Raw genomic sequence first — 24,410 nt, forward strand, 5'->3', positions numbered from 1 at the left:
AGCAGTTATTGTGACCCCTCCCTTTTTATGATATCTTTCAGCAATAACCCTTCAGGTGAAGCCGAGCTGTAAGCTTGCTGATAATCGTCTCGTTTCCAATTGCCCAGCACTGAATCGTCAATTACGGTTTCATTCATTAGCTTTAGAAACTCGGGATGTTGCTCCTGCACCAGCTGCCTGGCTTGCATGACATCACCTACTCTGGAAATGACAATGGACTGGGGAATTACGTCGAATAAATTGTTATTACTTTCACGCTTTTCATACAATCTCGTGAAAACGGATGTATTGTCGTTTACTTGTTCAAGCGTTTCACCTACTAGGCGATAATAAAAGCTTTGCACTTGTTTGTTTTGATCATTAGGAAACTCTCTTTCGAATCGAAGTAATTTTAGAGTGTGCTGATTGTTTTTAAACCATCTATTCTGCTCGTAAATAACGGAATACGAGATATTTATATAGGAATCATCACTTAACGTGTTGTATTGCTCGTAAGTACAGGGTATTGTATTCGCTCCACCTAGGCTTGTCAAAATGCTGTATTCGTCTTGAGACGAACCATAACCATAAACTCTTACCACCTTGATTTCTTTCTGCTGAAAAGCATAGTAAGAACCAGCCAATAACAGAATCAAACAGCTAATTCCGATCAAGTATAACCACCATTTCATTTTTTTCAACTCTTTCCACTTTATTACATACATTATTAGACGTGAGAAATAGGACAAAGTTTCACTAATTTACTGGTGAGGTGCTCCGCATTATTCAATAAAAAAAGCCACTCCTTATGATTAGAGTGGATTCTTAATCTGCTTATGGAATTTATCTTTTATACGGATGCATTTATTCAAGTGTAGATAATTGTGTCTTGTTGCAGGCATCAGTATTAGCCCAGCAATGCTTTTTTTGCTCCAGTAGTCGGTTAACCAATTAGCATTTTGCGTTACAGCATTTTCATCGAACAATCGTTTAATTCTGTTTTGTTCAACTTTCAGCTTAAATTGACCAGGTTTCAACAAAGATAGGACTTGTCGTGTTTGCCTGCCAACAGCTTCTCTATATGCTATTAACGAATGAAAATCAATTCTTGAACTTAGTTCGGCAATCTCCGCTTCGCTCATGTTATTACCAGAGTGAGAAAAATCGTTATTCATTTTTTCATACCAACTTTGAGTAAATAGAACCTGCTGATCATTAGCGATCAAAATATTCATGGTCATATCTTCAATTCGGGCAATATGCCATAGGTGCCATGCTATCGAGTTTTTCGTATCAGGAGTAGCTGCTGGGTAATTTCTAAATGTTTTTTCATCCAGATTAGCCAATACTTCATCTTCCAGTGTTAGCTTACCCGTATTCCCAATAGCGGAAGAGTGCAGCAAGGCATGCTGAGAAAGAAATAATTGAATCGTTCGAGAGTGTTCTTCAGGCTTTAATATGATTTCTGTTAATATCTTATGGTTTTCATTCCAAGCTTCTCGTTGTTTTAGATCCATTAAAATCAACACGCTCCTATTAAATATCTGGTTCATTAACCCATTTTTAGTTCCTAATATATATTCAACATTATTTATTCTTTTCCTCTCCAAAGAGGACAAAGCGAGATTTCGCTTTGTCCTCTTTTTCAAGCCTCTTTTCTTAAACAGCCCTAGCTCAATGATTGTTCTTCTTACCTTTCGTTGTTTCGCTAACTGTGCTGGATTGAGTTGACTCTCCTCCAGCATTTACCGCAGTTATTTTATAGTAATAGGTGGTTCCTTTGTTCAAGTTGCGATCCTCATATTTGTTGTTGCCAATTGCTGAGGAATTGCGCTTGGTAAAAGTACCATTAGGAGTTAGGGATCTGTATACGTTGTAGCTTGCTGCACCCGATACGTCATTCCATTTGAGCTTAATGCTGTCGTCACTTATGTCGTCTGCCTTTACTCCAGTTGGTGCATTGGGCTTTGTGATGGCAGACTTGGCATTTGAGCGATCCGATTCTCCTCCGGCGTTAACTGCCGAAACTTTATAATAATAGGTTTTACCTGCAGTTAAACCAGTGTTTGTGTATGAATTAGTTCCCACTGCTGTGGTATTAATTTTGGTATAATTCCCACCATTTGAGGTGGCTCGATATACATTGTAGCTTGCCGCTCCTGATACCGCCGTCCATGTAATAGTTATTGAGCTGGTGCTGTTTGTAGCTGTATTTAGACCAACTGGAACGCTTGGCTTCAAGGTTACAAATACAGCATTGGATTGGGCCGATTCTACTCCCGGCTTCACCGCCGTTACTTTGTAATAATAGGTTGCTCCTGCGCTTAGGCCTGTGTTTGTGTATGAATTGGAGCTTATTGCGGAAGTGTTTATTTTTAAATAGGTCCCATTTAAAGAAGTGGATCTATACACATTGTAGCCCGTTGCACCTGATATTGCCGTCCATTTGATCTTAATCGCGCCTGAGTTTGTTAATGATGCATTCACACCGGCAGGAGTACCAATTGGATTGTTTAATGCATTAAGTGTGTTAGTTAGCGATTGCTTCATAGCTCCAGGCTGCAGTAAATTCACAAATCCTGTCGCTGCATCAATACTCGTACGATCATGCAGAAGCTGCGCTTTATTAACTGCGGCTGCCGCTGATTTCTCAAGCATAAGCTCATAATTCTGCTCAATCAAATGTAAATCTCCGAACAAAGTAAAGTCTTTACTGGAACCAATTCCATGGTTGTATTCCATGAATGCTGCGCGACCCAAGCTGTCATTCTCATTGATCAGCAAGCTAAAGCCAATTGGATCTGCTGGATTATAAGCAACTCCGGCTGCATGCAAGCTGCTAATCGGCAGCGTAATCTCATATTGGGTGATACCCGTCACATCGTCCCGAGTAATCGCAGCAATTACTTCCGAGTACGCTCCGGTAGCTAAGCCATTCGGCGCTTTCCATCTCCATTTGGTTACCGTACCGTCATTCTTTAGAGCAAATCCGAGCTCATTTACATTCGTACTAGCTGCACCAGCCGCTCTAGTCATATCAATGCCAAGCTGGATACTGTCTCCTTGCCAAATGTCTCCACCCGTCCAGCTCTGGAAGTGTGTATTATCTTTAACCGCAATGGATAAATAAAGATTACTCTCATCCCATTTAACCTGAGAAGTAGCACTTAGATCGTTCGTGCCGCCCCACTTTTTGCCGATATCGATATACTGGTCTTTACGATCCAGCTTAATGGCTGGGACATTGCCTGTACCCGCTGTATTCTTAGGGATTGCAATGGATTGACCTATCGGAGCTAGCGTCGTAAAGCTTCTGCCATCGGTTAAAGTTACTTTGAGCTTCAGCGAATCACTGACTATAAAAGGTAATTTGATTTCCTGCTGCTGGCCAAAGCCCAAATTCTCAAAATGAATCGGAATTAACGCATCATGATAAGAAACTGGCTCCAAAACTTCAATTTGCCCATTTAGCGCTTGCTGCTCCATAAGATTAGACAAGATGAGCTTCGTGTAAAGTCCATCAGCCTGTTCAGGCTGGAACACTATAGGCGCAATCTCAATATTAACTGGGAACAAATCAATCCCGCTGACTTTACCCAAAGAATGATTTTCGATTCTTAATCCACCATTGTAAAGGTTGTTATTGACGAGTAAGCTGTTAATGTCTGTTCCAGCATATATATGCGTAGTTCCCGCCTCTTGGAAATAAGAATCATACAGCGTAACATCCCCGCCCAGAGCATTCACTCCAATTTCCCCAACGACTTGAAAATTACTTTGCTGCAGATTTACTTTACCTCCATAGATGTCGATGCTTCGAGTAGGCGCACCCCACATCGCTGTATTAAAGAAAGTTGCCTCCGAGTCAAAGCCACTATCTACCGTCACATAAACCTTATCCGAAGTACTCATCGAGACAAGCTCCGTATTGATAAATACCAAGCCAGCCGGATCTGCGCCTTCAATAAAGACACCTTTTTTACTGCCATCCGTACCGTGGCCAACTATCGTAGCGTGAGGTCCATTCCCGTTCTGTTTGTAGAAGTGAATCCCATATTTAGACCCGTATACAAACGTATTAAAAATAACCTCATTCTCCACATCACCAATCTGGAAAGCGTCTAAATTCTCTTTTTGATAATTCCAAACAATATCCTGCAATTCCCCTGGAACATGGTTCGGATAATCGCTCCTTGAATAGTAATGCGGGTTAAACTGCACATTCCTTAGAATGCCGTTTTGTGAGCCGCCGCCTACAAATATTCCTTCTTTTAAAGGTGATCCACCTACGTAATCGATATAATGCCCGCTAGTATCAAAGCTGCCAAAGTCAATTCCTTGATAAACATTCACCAATGTCGTATTCATCACATAAACATTTGCCCCTGTTCCTTGGATCGTCCAAGAATACGGCTTTACATTGCTGTAGCTTTGTTGATCATAATAAATTGAAATCCCATTGATTCCTGAATTGGCTTGTAAGGTAATGAAAGGTACCCCGTTCGGAGCATTTTCACCAACATTTGTGAACAGCACGCTTCCCTTACCGCTTGTATGATGTGGAACATCCCACATTCCTCTTAATTCAACCCCCGCAGGTACAACCAAAGGCTGATCGACTCGATAAATCCCAGCTGGAAAATATACTGTACCTCCAGTCAAAGCTGCATCAGCTATAGCTTGAATAACGATAGCGGAAACATCAGCGGAGCCATCATTAATCGCATTATATAACGGAGAAGTCACATCATATAAGTGATTAGACGTTGGTTTCGGACGCACAGCTTTATCCGTAATCAAATTTGTAGGAATCGTTTTTAAAGCATAAGTGCTATTGGCATGAATATTTAATTCTGCCGCATCACTATGATCTTCGATTACTAAAGCTTGCTGCTGATAGCCTGAGTTGAGTGAATTTACCTTGCTTACATCCGACCCAAGTAATAATTGCTTAGTCGACTTTAAGAACTTGGTTTGACCTAAGATTAATGAGCCGGCTTTGGCATGAATCGCATAACCACCATTAAGCTCCTGCCAATTCTCAATCGTACTGTTCTCAAAAGACAACACACCCGTACCTTCATTTACAACTGCATTTAATGGGTTCCCGCCTACCGTAACTGTATTAAATTGCACGATTGTATTGAAGCCACTTGTAGCTAGGATGGCTTTCGGCGAAACGCCAACACTTGCTTTAAAGCTGCTATCTGTAATGAGTAAACCAAACGCATTCACACCTTCAATCTTTAATGCCACATTACATTCTTCAATATAAATGTGGAATAATTGCGCATTTGCCGCCTCTAAGGAATTTACCCTTGTGGTGATTCTCATCCCTGTTTTATAGCCGGAGATATGGATATCGCTCATATATTCCCAATCAGATCTACCCATAACAATAGCTTCAGAATTAGTTGTCATATACTCGGATAAAACCGTTTTATTAACCCCTGACGGAGCACCAGTTAACAAGCTCTCACTCCAATACTTTGGCGAAAGATGAATGCCTTCCATCCGTCCAATATCCGTAGTAACATCGACATATATGCCTGTTTTCAGAGTTGTTCCATACAAATTTTTGATGTAATGCAGCTCGTTTGAATCTGGACCGATCTTGATCCCTTTATAAGCATTCACTAGTGTAACATTCTCAATGGTTGCATTATCCAAGGATAATTGTTCCAATGTCCAAGGGTATGCCACCACATTATTATATTCTTGCTCAGGATACCAGATTGATAAATTCGTAATGCCGCTTGATTGTTCCAATGAAAGGAAGCTATGAGCATCCTCTACACCTTTGTTCGGATAAACCTTTAATACCGTTCCTACAACGCCAGCAGCTAAATCAGGATTTTTCCAATCTCCTCTTAACGTAACTCCGGTTGGAATCTGCAGGTTTTCCGTGATTTTGTATTGCCCAGACGGAACGAATACGACTCCACCACCATCCCCTTTTGCAGCTACAAGTACATTAAGAAAGCTTTCCGTATCATCTGCAACACCATCACCAACAGCACCAAAATCCATTACATTAAAATTAGCTATCACAACATCATTTGTCTCATATAAAGTGCTAATGACCTTGGCTTTTCCTAGCTTCTTTGCTACCGTTTTAACCGTAACAGAGGCTATCAGTAAATCTTTATTGTTAGGAAAGTCATTCCCTCCGCCATCAATGCCAATTCGAAAATCAGCACCATTCGTGCGATCGCTAAAAAAAGCATCCTCGAGTTTATAGCTATAGGTCTTCCAAGTCAGCGTATTTCCATAATGCACCGTTTGCGCGTCCTTAAAGCTATTTGCACCTTGAGCATCATATTGAATCGAAAAGCTGCCATTCCCTTCATCATAATATTCGATGGCAACAACTACATCTTTATCTGCATTTTGATAGACATACGAATTGTCCGCGTTCATGTAAAGGTAATTTGTGCCTATACTTTTGTTTGTTTTCCAATAAGGTTGACCCGCTACTGTGCCTGTTTGCAGTCCAGCAGCATTATCTCCAGCCCGTGGTGAAATCCCTTTTTCAACGGGTGTTTCGCCGAGCTTAACGCTTACCCCATTATCCTTCAGCACTTTGTTAACAGCTACTTTCGAAACTTTTAAATCTGGATTGAGGTCCGCATTAATTCCGCCGCCTTCAATGTTAATCCGGAAATCGGAGCCGCCCGTCCGATTGGCAAATTTGCCATCCAGCAACGTAAACACCTTGGTTTTCCACTGATGTGAATCTCCATAGGTAAACACGCCAGCATCTTTAAAAGAGTTATCCGCTCCCAAAGCATCGTATTGCAGTGAAAAACTGCCGCTGCCTTCATCATAATAGGTGATAGCTACTTGGATATCACTATCGGTATTATCGTTAATAAAGGAATCTTCGACATTCATATATAAGTAAGTCGTGCCTGCTGCTTTATTCGTTTGCCAATAGGTTGTACCGCCAATGTCTCCCGTTTGAAGTCCGGTACCATTATCTCCTGCACGTGGAGAAATGCCATTCTCAACTGGCGTCGCGCCTAGCTTAACACTTACTCCGGTTTCCTTAGCTTGCTTAGTTACCGTTACAGATGAAACCAATAGATCACGATTGAGGTCTGCGTTAATTCCACCGCCTTCAATGTTAATCCTGAAATCAGAGCCGCCCGTCCGATTGGCAAATTTGCCATCCAGCAGTCTGAAAACCTTGGTTTTCCACTGGTGTGTATTTCCATAAGTAAAAATCGGAGCATCCTTGAAAGCATGATCCTCACCTTGTGCATCGTATTGCAATGAAAAGCTGCCATTTCCTTCATCATAATAAGAAATCGCCACTTCAATATCTTGATCCACATTATCATAAATAAAAGCGTCGTCGACATTCATATATAAATAACTGGTGCCCACGGCTTTGTTCGTTTGCCAATAAGTAAGCCCAGTTACGCTTCCCGTTTGCAAGCCATCTCCATTATCCCCGGCTCTGGCCGTAATCCCGTTTTCCGTAGGCGTTTCACCTAGTGTAATACTTACCTCATTAACTATCGGATCTGCTTTTGCTTCATTCAGGTTTAATAGAGATAGTACGATAGACAGCATCAACAAAATCTTAAACAGCTTGCTTTCCATAGGTTTTTTCAATGAGTAATTATACATCAATTTGTCCTCCTTCTTTTTTACGCAGATTGGGTTTACTAATTGAAGCTAATCTCGGAATCCCTCCTCTTAATCTCGCATTTTCAGGTCATCATAATCTTAGCTTAAAATAGCCTTCCAATTGAATGAGCTAATATTAAACTTTTAAGGGGATACTTGGCTTCTTTCTAAATTTTCCGACTTTTTGTTGCAGATGGCAGGAATAAATTGGGAGGAGGTCGAATGTATGTTGATTATTATGGCGAGGAGCGGAGCAAATGCCTGAGTTTTCAACAAACGTAGATGAACGTTTTCACAGTGAAATGGAGCAGCGGCTTCCCTATTTACAAGCCTATTGCCGTAAGCTTACAGGCACCTCCTGGGATGCAGATGATCTACTGCAGGAGACATTAATGAAATTTTATACATCCTTATGCAAAAACGAAGCTCGCCAAATAACCACGTCCTATCTATGCCGAATTGCCAAAAATACTTGGATTGACTGGTGTCGGAAAAGGAAAGCCGTAGATGTGCCTTTAGATGAGGGACTTTTGGTTCCAACCGAACCAGGAACTAATTCTGAGGATGTCCAAGAAGCTTTAGAGGTTCTAGCGGAGCAACTGCCTGTACGACAAGCGGTTGTTCTACTCCTGATGGATGTCTTTCATTTCACGGCAAAAGAAACGGCGAAACGCATTTATGCTACTGAAGGGGCGGTTCAAGCAGCACTCCATCGTGCAAGAGCTAAGCTGCAATTCATTTCCACACAAACAACTGCAAATAAAATTAAACATACATCAAGTCGTGAATCAGCTTCCATTGGAGATCTTCTCAAAGTGTTTCTGGGCGCATTTCAAGCTGGAGACCCCGAGAAAATATTCACAGCCTACAATTTGCTTAATCTAACTGGAATTTCTTTTACCAGAATGGAGCGCGATGGTTCTTCACTTTATTTATATTTTCGAGATCCGGATGGCCATGTATTGATGGTAACCTCCTATTAATTTTTTACGAGCGTATGCTTTTTAAAATCTTCTGCGTTTATTAAGTATGAAGTGAAAATCTGGTTAGAGAAGAGGAGTTTAAATGGCTATGTTTGAAAGAATTGAAAGTATTTATGTACCCGTAATAGATTTGCAGGCTTCTATTAACTGGTATCAGCAGCACTTGGGATTAAAGCTGCTCTCTCAGGAAAAAACCACCGCACAATTTTCGGTTTATGATGGTATTACGAAGCTTACGCTCATTGAAACGATGAACTTTAAACCGATTCGTTATATTAATGAGCAGCACAAAGCACCTTATTTTAATTTTCACATTTTGAATCTGAAGCTTACATATGAGGAATTAGAGTCTGCGGGAGTTAAGCTTTCAAGCATATCTGAAAATGAATACCTTCACAGCTTTGAAATAATCGATCCTAACGGAAATTGGCTTGGTGTTTGTTATGAGAAGGAGAGTTCACCTTATTATAAACCGGAAAGCGAACAGCATCCGTTATTAGATCGAGTTGGCGCTGTCTTCATTCCTGTACGCGATCTGCAAAAATCATTGGATTTCTATGAAAAAGCTCTTGGTCTGACCCTTTATCACCATTGGGGTGGTGGCGCTGACCTCGGGGTAAACAGCAAAGATAATTTAATCACCTTATTTCAAATAAACGACGGTGGAGTAGAGACATTGGCAGAGGTAGGCAGAAGCTATTTCAGCTTTTACTCAGCCGATTTAGATGTAACACGAAGCTCACTAGAGCAAAAAGGGATTGCATCAACAGCAGCTGTGGAGCAGGACTCTCTTGCCTATTGTCGGCTAACGGATCCAGATGGACATGGGCTTTTGGTTATCTCAGGAGTTAAAAAAGTTGTGGTTGTTAACTAATAAAATGGATGAAAGAGGTTAAACATGGATTCATTACTTAACGTTGATGAACAAGTAAAGTTAATTAAGCTTGGTGAGATGAAAATGGTTGGATTCCCCGTAATTGTCGCTTTTAAAGAGGGGGATTTCAGTAAAATTGATAAAACTAAACAGCAGTTCATGGAACGAAGGAACGAGATTCTAAATGTCATTGATCCAAACATATACTGGGCTCCGTGGTTTAGCTGTGATGTTATGTTTACCTATTTTTACTGCTTGCAGGTTAGTGAATGGGCAGAGATTCCGCATGGCATGATGAGCTTTACGATTCCAGAAGCTGAATATGCAGCAGTTCACTATTCAGGGCCGCACCCGATGGACCCGGATCCTTACGATTACTTAGCCATTTTCCGCCAGAAGAACAATATTGAACTTAAAGAAAAAGGGATGGTGCTTGAAAAATACCGCTTTGATCAGAATTGCGAGCCTGGAGTTAAAATCGCGTTGGATGTATTCGGTCCAATTAAAAGTGAAATATAGTAAAAGGAGAATCCATATGACATCTGCATTTATTGATCGTACACGTCCTAAAGTAATCCACTATGTTAAAAATTTAGAGCAAGCCGCCAACTGGTATAGAGACAATCTCGGATTTGAAATTGGTCCTCACGACTATCATTCATTTGTTGAGCTGTTTATGGATGGAGAGTATGTTTTTCATCTTTCACAGGGTCGGGAGGGACTGGTCCCGCTTCAGGCACCGATATTTCAATTTAGCTCACGAGATATTGAGAAAACATATGCTATTCTACAATCCAGAAATGTAGAGGTTGGTCCGATGAGCTGGTATCCGGATTACTCTTCCTTTACTTTTCGCGATTTAGAGGGTAATGAAGTGGGTATTTCGCAGAGCTTTGAGATACGATTTAGCCAATTGGAGGAGCTGCTTTTGGTTGGATTTAGGCTTAAAAACCCGCAAGAGCTTCTAAATACGAATGCTATTCCTCATGCTGCGCATGAATTAAAACGACGTTTCGCTGAAATCTCACATACCATTGACTCTGCTCCTATGATTGGCGCATTTAAGACTGGGGAATGCAGTGACGATGAAGCCGGATACTGGGTTTGCGTCCAGATAACACAATTGGGTACTGTCCCAGAGGGAATGCTCGCTTTAAGGATACCAGCTCAGAAATATGCCGTTAATTGGTTTTTTGGTCATAGAAGTGAGAGCAAAAAGCGATATGCAAAAATGCAGAGATTGATTAATAATGCTGCACGCCAACTGAAACTCCAAGCTTGGAATCTTGAAATAGCAAAAAGCTGGGGAGAATTGCAAGAAGTCGAAGTCGAGTTGGATTTATATGTAGGGATTAGTTAGAGAAAACAAGATAAAGCTCGCACTCCACTTGGCCGTAATGACCTAGGAGTGCGAGCTTTTTTAACGTTGGTTATTGATGAGTTGTAGGGTGGTTAGCCGTTAACGGTAATTGATTATTAAACAGCCGATTAATATCACCTGTTAATCTAAGATAAAAATCCGATGAAACTGCTACTCCATCTGCATCCAACGTCAGGAAGTATTGATTAGTTGGAATCATCGAGCTATTCTCGGCAATTTTGGCAATAGCTGTACCTTCATCGTACTCATCAAACATGGCTACATAACCTGTAGAGATGCCTCCGCTCTTTAAATCGTAGGCCATCCTCCACATGAAATCACCATGAAATCTCGGATTCTCATTCCGTGGAGCATTCCCATTCTGTAAATTAGACCATGCTGAGCCCGGCCAGAGAACAGGTTGATAGGCCATCCCGTTCTGTTGAGTGAATGTGTAATCCGGCTGCCATTGATTGGTATTGTTGTTATCGACACCAGCTAAGCCGCCAAAACGACCAACGGACCATGGTGATACCATATCCATGCTCTTATATACATCTATAAACCCTGTTTTAGAATCGTTAGTGCCTGTGCGCCAATAATTAGGTACACCACCGATTACATAAATCCCCTGGTTTTTGAACCAATTGATCAAATCGGTTGCTTCTGCCGCTGTACCAGGTCGATCTGTAAATCCAATTCCCCATATACAAACAACAGGTTCTCCGCTTTCTTTTGCATAAGCGCTTGAGGTGGTTAGATGCATAGTATTAACAATGTTAGTTGTCCAGTCATGTTTTACCGCAGCTACCCAAGTGCTTGCATTCATATCGGTAATATCGTACATGACATAAAACTTGCGGTTATAGGTTTCTGCTGCATTCTTTACTTTGACTGCAACACTATCGCGATTGGTTTTCCAGTTATTCGGGGTATCGCTAAGATCAGCTCCGAACCTCTGCAATGCAGCTCCGCTAATATTGTAGGTTTGCATCCATTCAAAATGCTTGTTAACTGTGCTCTGATCATAAGAGGAAAACAGCTTCGCTTGTGTCCCATTGCCAAAATTCGCTAAATTGGTTGAATATAGCGTTGTGTACTCTCTAGTATCCGGGTAAAGCTCAAAATTCACATTCGAGTTAGCTGTTGGCGCACTGCTATTCTTGGACCAATGGATCCACCCTCCGTTAGGTGAACCATCCCCAGTCGCATTGAACCAGCCTTGATAGCCTGCAAAAACTTTACCTACAACGTCATGGCCAGCAGGTGGTGGAGTTGGAGTAGGTGTTGGCGATGTGGCAGCAAACTTAAACCAGTTTAGATTAAATAGGTTGCCTGCCCCGCCAGTAAACTTAAGATAGAGATTATGCACGCCAGATATGCTGCTCATACTGCAGGTTTTGGTTATCCAAGTCTGCCAGCCACCTGTGCCTACTATTGCACAAGTACCTGCAAGAGTTCCGGTCAAACTATCCAGCCTGACTTCGATGTTCCCTCCCGTTGCGGCACTGGCAACTCTCGCATCGAATGATATGGCCCCACTACCAAAATTAATACTATTAAAAACTAAATAGTCACCATTATCAACAAATCCAACGTTCAAACCAGCTTCGCTTGAAGTTTCTGTTTGGATGCCAACTTGGCTGTTGAAGCTCTCCGCTTCTATTTGAGTAAATGCTGATCTAGTTGTTGGGGTTGCTGTGGGTGTTGGAGTCGGTGTTGCACTAGTGGAAAAGTTTAACCAGTTGATGTTGAACCCTGTATTGGATACATAAACCCTTAACGTTTGTGTGCCTGCTGTTAGGGTTACATTGGCATTTACAGTAGTCCAAGTCTGCCAACCGACTGTATTCGGTACGGTTACCGTGGTTAAAACGGTGCCTGCATAATTCCTCAATTGGAGCTGACTCCCTGTATTGGGACTCGCTACGCGGAAACCGACAGTATACGTACCTGCGCTTTGCACATTAACACTGTAATCCAACCAATCCCCGGTATCCGTAAAGCCAACGTTTTGCCCTCCGCCAGTATCCGAAGTCGTTTCCGTTTGGATGCCGCTCATGGTTGTATAGCTTTCAGCTTCAAGTTTCCCAGGTAGTGTAGTTGGTGCAGTTGCTCCATATATTTCAAACTCAGCTAGCTGACCTGCTGTCCATCCACTGTTTGCAGTAATATTTACTCTGACATATCTCGTGCTCGTGGCTGTAAAATTAATCGTCACTGTATTAGCACTTGTCGGATCAAACACATAAGCTGCTGATGCAACAATGGTGGTATAGCTCGTATCATTCGTGCTTCCCAGTACAGAAAGAGTTTGTGTTCGTGCTCCCCATGTTGCAGGCAGCTTAAGCACCACTTGGTTTATCGAGCTTGCGCTCCCCAAGTCCACGCGAATCGATTGCGGGAATGCATTATTATTACTTTCCCAATAGGTTGTTAGATTACTGTCATTAGCGTTCGTTGCTGCAAAACCACTATTAGCACTGCTTGCAGTAATGGCTTTCCCTGCTGCTAAGTTCGTTGCTGCTAAGGTAGTCGATGGTGTAATAGCAAGCTGGGTGACTATAAGCGCGAGCATTAGTAAACCAATCATAAGCTTATTGCCTCTGAACCATTTTTGATTAAATAACATAAACAATTCCTCCTCAAATTTTGGATGATCATTTCATGAGCCCTTACACTAAAGTATTCTTGCATCACCACCTTTTATAAAATATGAAAATCCTTTTGCAGCTTGCTTTCCAATTCTCTGAGCTGTTGTAGAGGCAGAAGATTATCACCTTAAGTTTAGCTCAAAACCATCTCCTATTTAAGATGGCATTATTAAATTTTAAAGGCGATACTTATCTACTTTTTTAAACTAACTCCCCCATACATGTTAAAATGAATATATCCCAATATAGGAGGTATTCGATTATGAAGATTCTTGTAACTGGCGCATCCGGAAATGGCGGACAAGCCATTTGTCATAAGCTCTTGGAAGCAGGCTTTAGCGTACGCATGGCAGATGTTATGCCACCAGCTGGTGGCGTGATTCCATCCACCGAATTTATGCGCTGCGATATGCGATCTCCTGGTGATATTCAAAATGCTGTAAACGGAGTCGATGCCGTCATCCATCTTGCCGCTTGGCATTCGGCACATCAGCCCCCTGTGAGTGACGAAACTATTTTTGCTGTTAATGTCGATGGGACTTTTCATATGTTTGAGGCCTGTCGTAAATTTGGCATTCAAGCTATTGTCTATGCTTCTTCTATGGCTTATGGTCATGGTTCTGTATATGGAGTGACTAAAGTTATCGGTGAGGATTTATCCCGTGCTTATCATGAAATGACAGGCGCATCCATAGCTAATCTTCGTTATCATGAATTTATCCCACGTCCGTATTTAGAGTTCGGTGCACGTTTACTTCGCAATGGGGTCGATCGCAGTGATGTTGCTCTAGCTACGGTCGCTGCACTACAAGCTGTTATTGAGCGTAAGATTGGTTTATTCACTACCATTGTTCATACCCACCACGGTATGCCGGAAGCAGTCATTGCTAACTTTAAAGAGTTAGGTCCCGACTGGTGTGAACTAATGGTTCCTGGCTCACGTGAGCTGATAAGTAAATATCAAATCGAGCTTCCACATACAGTTGAACAGCATGATCTATCTGAAGCAGAGCGGTTGCTTGGCTGGAAGCCGCGCGTAGGGTTTGTAGAGTTTCTGAGAGATTTGAAAATAAGAGATGAGCAAGGCGAGGATGTTCACAGCTTGTGGGTTCCTTCAGAATTGCCTGAATAACCTTATCGGTAAAGTGTGGCCGGAAGCGATAGAGTTGGGCTAACCCGAAGCGATATGAATTATGCTTACAGTAATATATTAGTTAAAGTACCTGGTTGTAGTGATGTTTTTTATCGCTTGGGGAACTGGTTTGTGCAGTCATTTGACCTAGTGTTATCCCGCAACGATATAAACTATCGCTACAGACATATATTTATTAAAGCAACTCACTATAGCAATATATTTTATCATTAGGGAAATTCTTGAGACTGAAAATTGACTGGGATACTGTACAGAGTTGGTTTTTATCATTAAAATGACAATTAAAAAAGTGGACTAGCTATTAAATCAGCTAATCCACTTTTTTAATTAAATTTACTTAAGATACCCTTGCCCGCATCCGGTTATTCTTAGGATTATGCTCAACTTCTGCAAGCCCCAACACTTCCAGCAAAGGAGGCAGGTACATGCCGAAGCGGCCGCGAAGTCCCTTTTTCAGTCCGTACCAACCGCCTACTGGATTCTCCAACGAACGTCCCCATGCTTCTACAGTGCCTTCTTTTGCAGGCTTTTGTTCATCTGTGCTTCCTAAATCGATCCAATCCCCATGCTGTTTAAGCATTTCATGCAAGTCAGCAATACAACGATAGTCGTAATGCAGCACCGTCTTGCCTACAGTGCACACCAATATTTCTTTGCCGTCTTTTTCACTTTTGTACATTTCGTATTCTGAGGATTGTGGTGGCGTTTGAAGCTTCCATGGGTTTTCTTTGGTTCCTTGTTCGATTGTCATCTTATAGCCTCCAATTAGTTAATTTCTAATGATCTAAATCATTGTTCTTTTATTGCGCTGCAATATGTAGACCACCATGCCCAATTCACCCGCGATACCTGCCGATTGAGCAAGCGCGCCAATGATACCGTTCAAGCTAGGAAATAACCCTATGCAGATTATTAAAGTAATTAATGTTGCTAAAACATTGGCCACTTGCGACCATATCATCACCTTGGTTTGCCCCGTTAACATTAAAATCCCATTCAAGAAATCCAATAACGGAAAAATTAAAGCCATTGGCAAGAATACTTTTAACACTTCTAAGCTCGGGGAAGCTAGTGATTCTTTAACACCCATAACAGATTGCATCAGCCAAGCTCCAACGGGTGTATAGACAAGAACAGCTAGCAATAATGCCGGGACACCGCCCATTAAACGCAAGAATATCTTCGCCTGCTTTTCATCATGCCGATAGAAATTCAGCACAATCTGGTGCATGTAGGAGAAAAAACTTAAAACCAGCTGCACGACACTACTGGCTACGGCAAATGAGGCAATTGTTAAATTCAAATCTAGCGTTTTGCCTAAAACTATATTAATCGCAGGAGCCGCAATGACTGCAATGGCTGATGAGTACAGCAAAGGACGGTAAAATTGAAACACCTGTTTTTTATCTACAACGGGATGGTCTTGCAATTTATCCGGAATGGTTTTTTTCAGTAAAGAACGCCCTTCAAAAACAGCACAAAGGCTCTCAACAAACATACCCATCAAGAAAATAATCGCACCAACCTTGCCGCTATTGACGCTGTCCGTACTAATGAAATATTGCGCAACAGCATACATACTGATTAAACGAAAAATCATCCCGATAGTCAGCCATGTCGTCTTGCGATTATAGATAATAATTCCATGATACAAACAACGAATTCCCGAAAAAATACTGACATACATTAACACTCGATATACCCCAATAACAGCATGGACTTGAGTATCATTCACACCAAATACATACTGGAAAACCCAGCGACCTAAAGGCGTGTAGCAAATTAATAAGCCAAAAACGATAATACTGATAAACACATATAACGCCACATCCGATACTGCCTTAAAAGAAAGCTTGTCCCGTACTAGATTGGAGCAGGTCTGCCGCAATAAGACAGCCGGTCTCTCTGTGACACCAATCAAACTCATCGCAATGGCATAGCTTGATATGACAATCTCTGGATGCTTGGACTGAGCTAATGTACTGGTAATGATGACATGTGAAATAGTGACCAAGCTAGCAGATAAGCCTAGCGGGATAAAAAATCGAAAAAGCTTCCCCTGAGTGACCTGCTGCGACAACGCTTTGGGTTGTTCTTCTACTATCCCTAAGGACATAATCGATGACTTCTCCTTCCACCGTTACCTAAAACCTATCGATTAGTATACCACTTAATTGTGTTGCCTGCCTCGGTCATTTCATTAATTTCTCTGATGTAATTGCAAATTCTATTAATTGCATATTCTATTAATTAGGCTTTTGTCGAATTACGACTCTTCTTGCGAATTGAAAAAGTGACCACAGCAACAATTAATCCGAGTGCTAGAATAGAACCTGCAATCCACGGATTATATTGGACAGTTGAAGTTGAATCGACAACTAGTCCTCCCACACCCGCCCCAACCGCTACACCTAAATGCAGGATCGATGTGTTCAAACCAAGCACCAAATTGGACGACTGCGGAGCCAGTTGAATAAAATATGTCTGAATAGCTGGAACAGCAGCAGAAAATGAAGCTACCCAAATAGTTACAAACCCCAATCCAACAAATATCGAGGAGGTAACTAGGGGAATTATTACAAGAGACAATGAACTAACTGCTAAAGTCAACAGTAGCATGCGAACAGCACCCCATTTATCAACCCCCATTCCGCCTAAGCGCGAACCAATCACTCCGAATATACCCATAATAAACAGCATCACACCTATGTTCTCTATTTTCAGCTGAAGAATTTTTTCAAAATAAGGTGTAACATAGCTATACATCATCGAGCTGCTAGTACTAAAGCAAAAGGCGATAAATAAACCAGCAACAATAGTCGGATTTCTTAGCACAGTTAGCTGTTTTTTTAAAGGGACAGGATCATCACCCGCAATTTCAGAGAGTAAGCGAAGCATTCCGATCGTTATCAGTAGGCTGACAACTGCTAATACGATAAAAATAGATTGCCAGCTCCACCATTGGGTAATTAACACACCGGCAGGTACACCCAATACCATAGCACTGCTTATGCCAAGTGCTACCATACTCACTGCGCTTCCCATTTTATCAGGTGAGACCAGCTTGGCTGCTGAGCTGAAAGCAACAACTGTATATACTCCAGCACTCAACCCAAGCAATAAGCGTGACAGCAACAAAACCGTAAAATCTGAGCTGGCGAAAGAAGCTAAGCACCCCACAATAAACAACAGCATCGCTCCAACCAGTAATTTTTTCTGCCTTATTCGCGAGGTTAATGCAATAACAATTGGAGTCCCAATCGCAAAAGCTAGTGAATATGCTGTTACTAGCTGCCCAGCCAGTGCAATAGATATGTGCATATCATCCGCAATTATGTTGAGAATTCCAGCAACAATCAGCTCAGCAGTTCCCGTTACAAAAGCACCTATAGCAAGTAAAAAAATATTCAAACGATTCATTATCTTCAACCCCTTCTCCAGATCCCCGTATAAAATGAATAGCTGAGGTCCTTGTAATTGACAGTATAATGTCGTTGCTATTATATTGTAAGAAGGCAAAGTATTTGGACATTGCACATTTAATTGGATTAACTAACTTATAGTAAGGATGTGTTTAGATGAATACGGTTATTAAAGAAGAGATTGTGTTTTCTAATATATGCGAGGTTTTGCAAATCCTTGGTACGAAATGGGCTTTCATGGTCATCACAGAATTATATAAAGGACCTAAGCGGTTTAATCAGCTGCAAAGAGACGTAGCGATTATAAAAACCCAGTCTCTAACCAATACCTTGCGCCATCTGGAGCAAACCGGGATTATCTTACGTGAAGTATTCCCTACCGTTCCTGTAACTGTTGAATATTCATTAACGGAAAAAGGCAGTGATTTTCAAATTGCCCTAAAGGAAATGGATAAATGGGCCGTAAAATGGCAGCCGAGAACTTGAAATAAAGTTCCAGACTGCCCAGATCAATTTATTATTTTCGCTACCAAAATAGCTTTGTCTCCCCTTTTAACTTCAACAGCGCTTCTACATAGAAATAATCACCGTAAATAATAGGCACCTCAATTTCAGCATTATGCGGAACACTGCCAGTTGCTCTCATCAGCAGCCCTTCTTCCGATGGAATATCCGGCGTATAGTTTTCGAATAAAGCTTTCATAATCTCAGCTCCATTAAAGATAACCACTTTGTTCCATAATACCTGCTTACGTGATAAAACATAGGCGGTTAACGAGGTAATGCTCATATTCACAGCTACAGAAGCAAACACAATATAGAACGTATTTAAGTAACCTTTAAGAATACCCGGATTTTCGAGAACCTTGGCATAAGCAGCCAAATGAAAGCCATAGGATTTCAGCAGGATACCTGAATGCGCCAGCAATGCGCTGCCATCACTAACGGAAGCAAGCACGACATAAATCAGAGGGTAAGCCGTAATCACAACCAACAATAGCAAGAACCCAATAATGATCCGATCAGTCAATCTTTCTGTAAACGCAGGCTTCAGGCCCATGTTGCGCCTCCTTACCACAAGCTATTTTCACTTACTCTACGACTTACATAATTTGCTGTGATTAATAAAACTAGATTGATCATCGAGTTGAATAATCCGACCGCTGTACTGAAGCTCCAATCGAACTCAAGCAATCCCTTTCGGTAAACATAAGAGGAGATAACATCCGCAGTGTCGTAGATCGCAGGATTATACAGCAGAATAATCTTCTCAAACCCAATATTGAACAAATTCCCCATTCGCAGAATCAACAAAATCATTATAGTAGGCAATATTCCTGGTATAGTCACACTAAACATTTGCCGCCATCTGCCAGCCCCGTCGATCTTCGCGGCTTCATACTGCTCCTGATCTATGGCACTTAACGCCGCAATATAGATAATGGATTCCCAACCGAAACGCTGCCAGATCTCAGAGCTAATATAAATCGATCGAAAGAAATCAGGATTTTGCAGCATCGCATTGCCGTTCCCACCGAAGTAACCCAACATATTATTAATAAGACCGCCACTATTGGTGAAATCCTTAACGATCCCGCAAATCACAATCAGTGAGATGAAATAAGGCATATACGTAACGGATTGAACAAAACCTTTGAACCTTTTGCTGCGCAGCTCGTTAATTAACAAAGCTAGGATAATAGGAGCCGGAAACTCAAAAACTAGCGTATACAAGCTGATCATCATCGTATTCTTGAACGTCCGCCCGAAATAAAAGCCTTCAAAAAAATCCTTGAAATGTACGAAGCCGACCCACTCACTTTTCCAAATCCCCACAGACGGCGTATAGTCTTTAAAGGCGATAAGCGCTCCATACATCGGGCCATATTGAAAAATAAAATAGTAAGCTAAAGCAGGCAGCATCATGACATATAAGAGTTTATTGCGTAATAAGTCCTTGAGAAAATACTTACGCAAGCTGATTTTTTTCGGTGTGGTTTGCATCATGCTTCACCTTCCTCCCATCCTTTCTGCATAAGCAGCTATTAGTTGAAAAAGGCAGGGGGAGAAGCGACTCCTCCCTGCCCTTCCTTATTTAGCGCTTGTTATAACGATCTAAAGCACCTTGTTCAATTTCCAAAGCACGATCAATTTTCAACGTTTTCAACTTTGCAAGGAATTTATCGTAGGAATCAATTGAATCGGTTCCAAGAATAATTTTAATCGTTGTTTCATCCACTAGCGTGTTTACTTCGTTCATAATCTTGGCAAACTCCGTGCTTTCTTCCGGTGTAGTTGAGATTGGCGGCAATAAGTATTTATCAATATCCGTCTTCCCCCATGTTGCTACAGCTGCTTGCTGCTGCGGCAATGCGGCAAATTACTCATAATAACGTCTGTCCTGAATCGTTGGTCCACCTGTAGCACGAGTATATAAACCTAGGTTTAGCGAGTAATTGCTTTTGATTGTATCCGTATAAGTCGGGTAATCGCCTACCATGGTGTGGCCTACGCCTTCAGCTCCGAAGTTGAAGAATTTCTTGCCTTCCTCACTATAGCCATAATCCAATAGCTGAACGGCAAGCTCTGGATTCTTACTTTTCGGGGAGATCGCAAAATTACCGCCTTGTGGTGCCGAGAAATCCTTCTGGCCAAACTTAGGAGTATCTCCTTTATTCAGTACTGGGTAAGGTACGCCAACCAAATTATATTTAGGATCCTTCTCCTTCATCGCTCCCAGCCACTTGCCAATTCCGCCGCCTGCAAGAGCATAAGAAAATTCATCAATACATCCAACATGATCATCACATTAAGCAAAAAGAAGCCCGAAGGCTTCCTTTTTTAATATTTACATTTGAAAAAGAGTATGGTATTCTATATTTCGATACTTATAGAAATAACATTTTTGACAAGGATGATGCTACGATGGGTACAGTTAACGCGGGAGATCAACAAGCTGTCAAAATTTATAAAGCACTCGGAGAACCAACACGATTTCAAATTGCCTTAATGCTTGTAGAGGAGAAGAATTTATGCTGTGCTGATATTGGGAGCAAACTCGAATCCGTAGCTGGCTCAACTCTCTCACACCATTTAAAGCAGCTAATGGATTGTGGTCTTCTGGATCTTCGTAAGGACGGAACCTATATCTATTACAGTGTGAATCGCGAAATTGCCCAAAAGTACGCATCTTATTTGCTCGAATAATTTTTTTCGTTATTATTTCTATAGATCTAGAAATATAGAATTTTTAGATGGAGAAAGGAAGAAAAATCATGTCCAACGCATGGAAAATTTATTTACTGGCTGCTGTCAGCTTTTTAGTAGGTACGTCAGAGTTTATTATTGCAGGCATTCTAGATAAGATAGCCGATGATACAGGAGTTTCAGTATCCACCGCTGGACAGTTAATTACCGTTTTCTCACTTACCTACGCTTTCGGGACTCCTTTTCTTATAGCGTTCACAGCCCGTTTGGAGCAACGCAAATTGTTACTTTACGCGCTCGCTATATTCGTAGTAGGAAACATAATAGCCGTCGCGTTACCGGGCTTTGAATTCCTGATCGCATCAAGAATTGTCTTGGCACTTAGCACAGGGGTTTTCGTTGTTACCGCCTTAACCGTAGCTTCCAAGATGGCTTCTCCTGAGAAGCAAGGAAGCGCGATTGCGACACTGGTTATGGGCTTTAGCACCTCCTTGATTATCGGTGTTCCATTGGGGAGAGTTGTCGCTTCCGCTTACAATTGGAAAATGATTTTTGGAGGCATTGGTTTATTAGGTTTAGTCGCCATGCTCCTTATTCTAATAGTAATTCCACGATCAAATGGAGATGAACCGGTACCGCTTCGCAACCAGCTTGCTTTGATGAAACAACCCAAGATTGCAGTAGGTTTAATGGTTACCTTTTTCTGGATCTTTGGATATTCTATCGTCTACACCTACATCTCTCCTTTTTTACTTACTGTTACAGGTATGAGTGGAAAAACGGTTAGTATAGCTTTATTCGCTTTCGGGATCGCTAGCTTGTTTGGTTCTAAGCTCGGCGGATATAGTACTGACAAATGGGGATTCCCTCGTACACTAGTTAGTGGTATGCTGCTTCACGCAGTAGCTCTTGTCCTCTTGTCGTTATCTGCTCAGTCGCCTGCACTAGTCTTCCCAATACTTATGTTATGGGCATTCTCTGCTTGGACTTCAGGTCCTACTCAACAGTACCATTTAATGACTCTAGCTCCGCAAGCTACTGGCATTATGCTTAGTCTGAACACTTCCGCTGTACAGCTTGCAATGGCTGCTGGTGCGGGAATCGGAGGTATCGTCGTTAACCAAGCTTCATTATCCTCCATTACTTGGATGGGGGCAGTCGGAGTTACAGTCGCTGCCGCAACAGCTCTCGCTTCGCTGCGAGTAACCCGCTCCAGCTCTCGTGCAAGCCAGCTTGCGGAAGAAGTTTAAACAACATAGATGAGATAATCTGAATAATGCATAACCCCAGCTCTTCAGCTGGGGTTAACTGTTTATTCGATCTTAACGTGAAACTGGGAAAATCCGCTGGATCATTTGGTTCAATTCATTAAAGAAACCAGAAACGGGTCTACCAGTTCTTGCTTCATACACATATTGCTTAACTCGATCAACGAATTCAGGATTTGTTGAAACATAAACATTCTTAATAGTCGGATCTGTTGCGCGCACTTCTGCTGCAATTTGATCCTCAAGAGCTCTCGAAATCTGATTAGCAGGCGTATTAACTACTGCTGCTACATAAGCATTATGTTTAGTCACTAACACATTTGCACCTTTTACACCTGTAATTCGAATAATCCGATCAGCCGCAGCTTGAGCAATATCAAAACGGTTATCCATTTTCATGTTTACATTATTTGGAGCTTGCTGCATCGTGGTTCCTTGCTGCTTCACTTGATGCTTTGCATTGCTTGTACAGCCTGCTGTAACAAGAGAAAATACAAACACAAGTGTTACCATTACTTTAGTTGCTTTAGTGAACATTTAGCCCACTCCTTTCTTACCATGTTATTCCCAAATCCTTCGATTATTATGACTGTTTTTGGGAAAACCTATGCAATCACATGCACAAATTAACTAACATTCAGGAGGGTACAGTGGGTATCTTAAGCAGCACTTATCTAATAACAGCTTTAATGACAGGTACGCTTAGTCATGCTCAAGAGGCGCCACTTATCAACAAAAACCGCTACTACTATGAAAAACGGGGTGATATTGTTTGGGAAGTACCCAACAGCGAAAAAATAATAGCACTCACATTTGATGATGGACCCGATCCAGAAGACACTCCCACTATCCTCGATCTTTTAGCGCAATATCAGGTGAAAGCAACTTTTTTTGTAGTTGGCAAGAAGGTGGATATGTACCCCGAGCTAGCCAAAAGAGAGGTTTTTGAGGGACATGAACTGGCTAATCACACCTATAATCACCTTTATATTAATAAACGAATGACGGAAGACAGCATACATAAAGAAATCCTCAAAGCAGAGCAAACGATCATCAACACCACTGGCTTTAAGCCACATTTGTTCCGCCCTCCTGGAGGCTTCTATAGCGAAAATCTCATTCATGTCCTGCAAAAAACAGGCTATCAGATGATCATGTGGTCTTGGCATCAGGATAGCAAGGACTGGAACAGGCCTGGTGTTGATAGAATCGTCAGCAGCGTTATTCAAAAAACGCGTAACGGCGATATCGTGCTTTTGCATGATTACGTCGAAGGCGAAACTCAAACTATCGAAGCATTGAAACAAATCCTTCCTCAGCTAAAGGCAAAAGGTTACCGTTTCGTTACAGTATCCGAATTGCTTACCTATAGGAAAACAACAACGGTTAAGAAGTGAGCAGTAAGATAGCAGAGGAACTGTAACGCCATCGCTACAGAGCTAAGTTAGTTGAAGTAACTGCCTGTAGAGATATTTAATATCGCTTGGGTGGAAGTGGTAGCTGGGAAATTGGCTTAGTACCGTGCTGTAGCGATCAAATTTATCGCTACAGAGCTAAGTTAGTTGAAGTAACTGTCTGTAGAGATATTTAATATCGCTTGGGTGGAAGTTGGAGCTGGGAAATTGGCTTAGTACCGTGCTGTAGCGATCAAATTTATCGCTACAGAGCTAAGTTAGTTGAAGTATCGGCTGTAGAGATATTTAATATCGCTTGCGTGGAAGTGGAAGCTGGGGAATTGGCTTAGTACTGACTGTTGCGTTCAAATTTATCGCTACAAAGCTAAGTTAGTTGAAGTAACTGTCTGTAGAGATATTTAATATCGCTTGGGTGGAAGTGGTAGCTGGGAATTGGCTAAGTGCTGTGCTGTAGCGTTCA

General features: G+C 41.6%; 21 protein-coding genes. 9 read left to right on the top strand and 12 right to left on the bottom strand.

What is annotated here, in order from left to right; genetic code table 11:
• Positions 1 to 5 precede the first annotated feature (5 nt).
• From EHS13_RS31155 to EHS13_RS31165, 3 genes are all read right to left on the bottom strand, one after another.
• A complete protein-coding gene (locus EHS13_RS31155) occupies positions 6 to 671 on the bottom strand; it encodes a hypothetical protein (RefSeq protein WP_155704104.1) in 666 nt (221 codons plus the stop codon).
• Between the two features lie 120 nt (positions 672 to 791).
• Entirely contained in the window at positions 792 to 1,724 is a 933-nt protein-coding gene (locus EHS13_RS31160) for a DinB family protein (protein WP_319633400.1), read from the bottom strand.
• Entirely contained in the window at positions 1,654 to 7,614 is a 5,961-nt protein-coding gene (locus EHS13_RS31165) for a fibronectin type III domain-containing protein (RefSeq protein WP_155704105.1), read from the bottom strand. Before EHS13_RS31165 ends, EHS13_RS31160 begins: the two co-directional genes overlap by 71 nt.
• Before the next feature lie 257 nt (positions 7,615 to 7,871).
• On the opposite strand from EHS13_RS31165, the gene EHS13_RS31170 reads away from it, so the two are divergent.
• The 4 genes from EHS13_RS31170 (at position 7,872) to EHS13_RS31185 (ending at position 10,831) form a co-directional block, all read left to right on the top strand.
• Positions 7,872 to 8,597, top strand: a complete 726-nt coding sequence (locus tag EHS13_RS31170; RefSeq protein WP_155704106.1) for an RNA polymerase sigma factor — start codon at positions 7,872 to 7,874, stop codon at positions 8,595 to 8,597.
• Between the two features lie 88 nt (positions 8,598 to 8,685).
• Positions 8,686 to 9,471 carry a VOC family protein gene (locus EHS13_RS31175; RefSeq protein ID WP_162463338.1) on the top strand — a complete coding sequence of 262 codons (786 nt, stop codon included), beginning with the start codon at positions 8,686 to 8,688 and terminating at the stop codon, positions 9,469 to 9,471.
• Between the two features lie 24 nt (positions 9,472 to 9,495).
• Positions 9,496 to 9,990, top strand: coding sequence for a GyrI-like domain-containing protein (locus tag EHS13_RS31180; RefSeq protein WP_155704108.1), 495 nt, complete (start codon positions 9,496 to 9,498; stop codon positions 9,988 to 9,990).
• Between the two features lie 16 nt (positions 9,991 to 10,006).
• Positions 10,007 to 10,831, top strand: coding sequence for an effector binding domain-containing protein (locus tag EHS13_RS31185; protein ID WP_162463339.1), 825 nt, complete (start codon positions 10,007 to 10,009; stop codon positions 10,829 to 10,831).
• A gap of 70 nt (positions 10,832 to 10,901) precedes the next feature.
• Here the strand turns inward: EHS13_RS31185 and EHS13_RS31190 are convergent, their stop codons facing one another.
• Positions 10,902 to 13,463 carry a carbohydrate-binding protein gene (locus EHS13_RS31190; RefSeq protein WP_227013619.1) on the bottom strand — a complete coding sequence of 854 codons (2,562 nt, stop codon included), beginning with the start codon at positions 13,461 to 13,463 and terminating at the stop codon, positions 10,902 to 10,904.
• Between the two features lie 284 nt (positions 13,464 to 13,747).
• Here EHS13_RS31190 and EHS13_RS31195 point away from each other — a divergent pair, with 284 nt between their 5' ends.
• On the top strand, positions 13,748 to 14,617 hold the full coding sequence (locus tag EHS13_RS31195) for an NAD-dependent epimerase/dehydratase family protein (protein WP_155704110.1): 870 nt from the start codon (positions 13,748 to 13,750) through the stop codon (positions 14,615 to 14,617).
• Positions 14,618 to 14,975: 358 nt separating this feature from the next.
• Here the strand turns inward: EHS13_RS31195 and EHS13_RS31200 are convergent, their stop codons facing one another.
• From EHS13_RS31200 to EHS13_RS31210, 3 genes are all read right to left on the bottom strand, one after another.
• Positions 14,976 to 15,389: a DUF6855 family protein gene (locus EHS13_RS31200; protein ID WP_155704111.1), complete on the bottom strand. Its 414-nt coding sequence runs from the start codon at positions 15,387 to 15,389 to the stop codon at positions 14,976 to 14,978.
• Positions 15,390 to 15,422: 33 nt separating this feature from the next.
• Positions 15,423 to 16,754, bottom strand: a complete 1,332-nt coding sequence (locus EHS13_RS31205) for a multi antimicrobial extrusion protein MatE (protein ID WP_155704112.1) — start codon at positions 16,752 to 16,754, stop codon at positions 15,423 to 15,425.
• Positions 16,755 to 16,888: 134 nt separating this feature from the next.
• Positions 16,889 to 18,058: an MFS transporter gene (locus tag EHS13_RS31210; RefSeq protein ID WP_155704113.1), complete on the bottom strand. Its 1,170-nt coding sequence runs from the start codon at positions 18,056 to 18,058 to the stop codon at positions 16,889 to 16,891.
• A gap of 158 nt (positions 18,059 to 18,216) precedes the next feature.
• Here EHS13_RS31210 and EHS13_RS31215 point away from each other — a divergent pair, with 158 nt between their 5' ends.
• A complete protein-coding gene (locus tag EHS13_RS31215; protein WP_155704114.1) occupies positions 18,217 to 18,546 on the top strand; it encodes a winged helix-turn-helix transcriptional regulator in 330 nt (109 codons plus the stop codon).
• 40 nt (positions 18,547 to 18,586) lie between these two features.
• Here EHS13_RS31215 and EHS13_RS31220 read toward each other — a convergent pair whose 3' ends face one another.
• The 4 genes from EHS13_RS31220 to EHS13_RS31235 all read right to left on the bottom strand — a co-directional run bounded on the left by EHS13_RS31220 (position 18,587) and on the right by EHS13_RS31235 (position 20,791).
• Entirely contained in the window at positions 18,587 to 19,120 is a 534-nt protein-coding gene (locus tag EHS13_RS31220; RefSeq protein ID WP_155704115.1) for an ABC transporter permease family protein, read from the bottom strand.
• A gap of 11 nt (positions 19,121 to 19,131) precedes the next feature.
• A complete protein-coding gene (locus EHS13_RS31225; protein ID WP_162463340.1) occupies positions 19,132 to 20,067 on the bottom strand; it encodes an ABC transporter permease in 936 nt (311 codons plus the stop codon).
• 88 nt (positions 20,068 to 20,155) lie between these two features.
• Complete coding sequence (locus EHS13_RS31230) at positions 20,156 to 20,431, bottom strand: hypothetical protein (RefSeq protein WP_155704116.1); 276 nt, start codon at positions 20,429 to 20,431, stop codon at positions 20,156 to 20,158.
• A 9-nt stretch (positions 20,432 to 20,440) separates the two neighbouring features.
• Positions 20,441 to 20,791 carry a type 2 periplasmic-binding domain-containing protein gene (locus EHS13_RS31235; protein WP_155704117.1) on the bottom strand — a complete coding sequence of 117 codons (351 nt, stop codon included), beginning with the start codon at positions 20,789 to 20,791 and terminating at the stop codon, positions 20,441 to 20,443.
• 194 nt (positions 20,792 to 20,985) lie between these two features.
• Between EHS13_RS31235 and EHS13_RS31240 the strand changes: the two genes are divergently transcribed.
• Together EHS13_RS31240 and EHS13_RS31245 are read left to right on the top strand one after the other, a co-directional pair.
• A complete protein-coding gene (locus tag EHS13_RS31240) occupies positions 20,986 to 21,267 on the top strand; it encodes an ArsR/SmtB family transcription factor (RefSeq protein WP_155704118.1) in 282 nt (93 codons plus the stop codon).
• Positions 21,268 to 21,335: 68 nt separating this feature from the next.
• Positions 21,336 to 22,517, top strand: coding sequence for an MFS transporter (locus EHS13_RS31245; protein WP_155704119.1), 1,182 nt, complete (start codon positions 21,336 to 21,338; stop codon positions 22,515 to 22,517).
• Between the two features lie 72 nt (positions 22,518 to 22,589).
• On the opposite strand, the gene EHS13_RS31250 is transcribed toward EHS13_RS31245, so the two are convergent.
• Positions 22,590 to 23,072 carry a YhcN/YlaJ family sporulation lipoprotein gene (locus EHS13_RS31250; protein WP_155704120.1) on the bottom strand — a complete coding sequence of 161 codons (483 nt, stop codon included), beginning with the start codon at positions 23,070 to 23,072 and terminating at the stop codon, positions 22,590 to 22,592.
• A 113-nt stretch (positions 23,073 to 23,185) separates the two neighbouring features.
• Here EHS13_RS31250 and EHS13_RS31255 point away from each other — a divergent pair, with 113 nt between their 5' ends.
• Positions 23,186 to 23,932 (top strand): polysaccharide deacetylase family protein, encoded by a 747-nt coding sequence (locus EHS13_RS31255; RefSeq protein ID WP_227013620.1) that lies wholly within the window; start codon positions 23,186 to 23,188, stop codon positions 23,930 to 23,932.
• Positions 23,933 to 24,410: the final 478 nt, after the last annotated feature.

Source organism: Paenibacillus psychroresistens (assembly GCF_009728935.1).
Classification (GTDB): domain Bacteria; phylum Bacillota; class Bacilli; order Paenibacillales; family NBRC-103111; genus Paenibacillus_AC; species Paenibacillus_AC psychroresistens.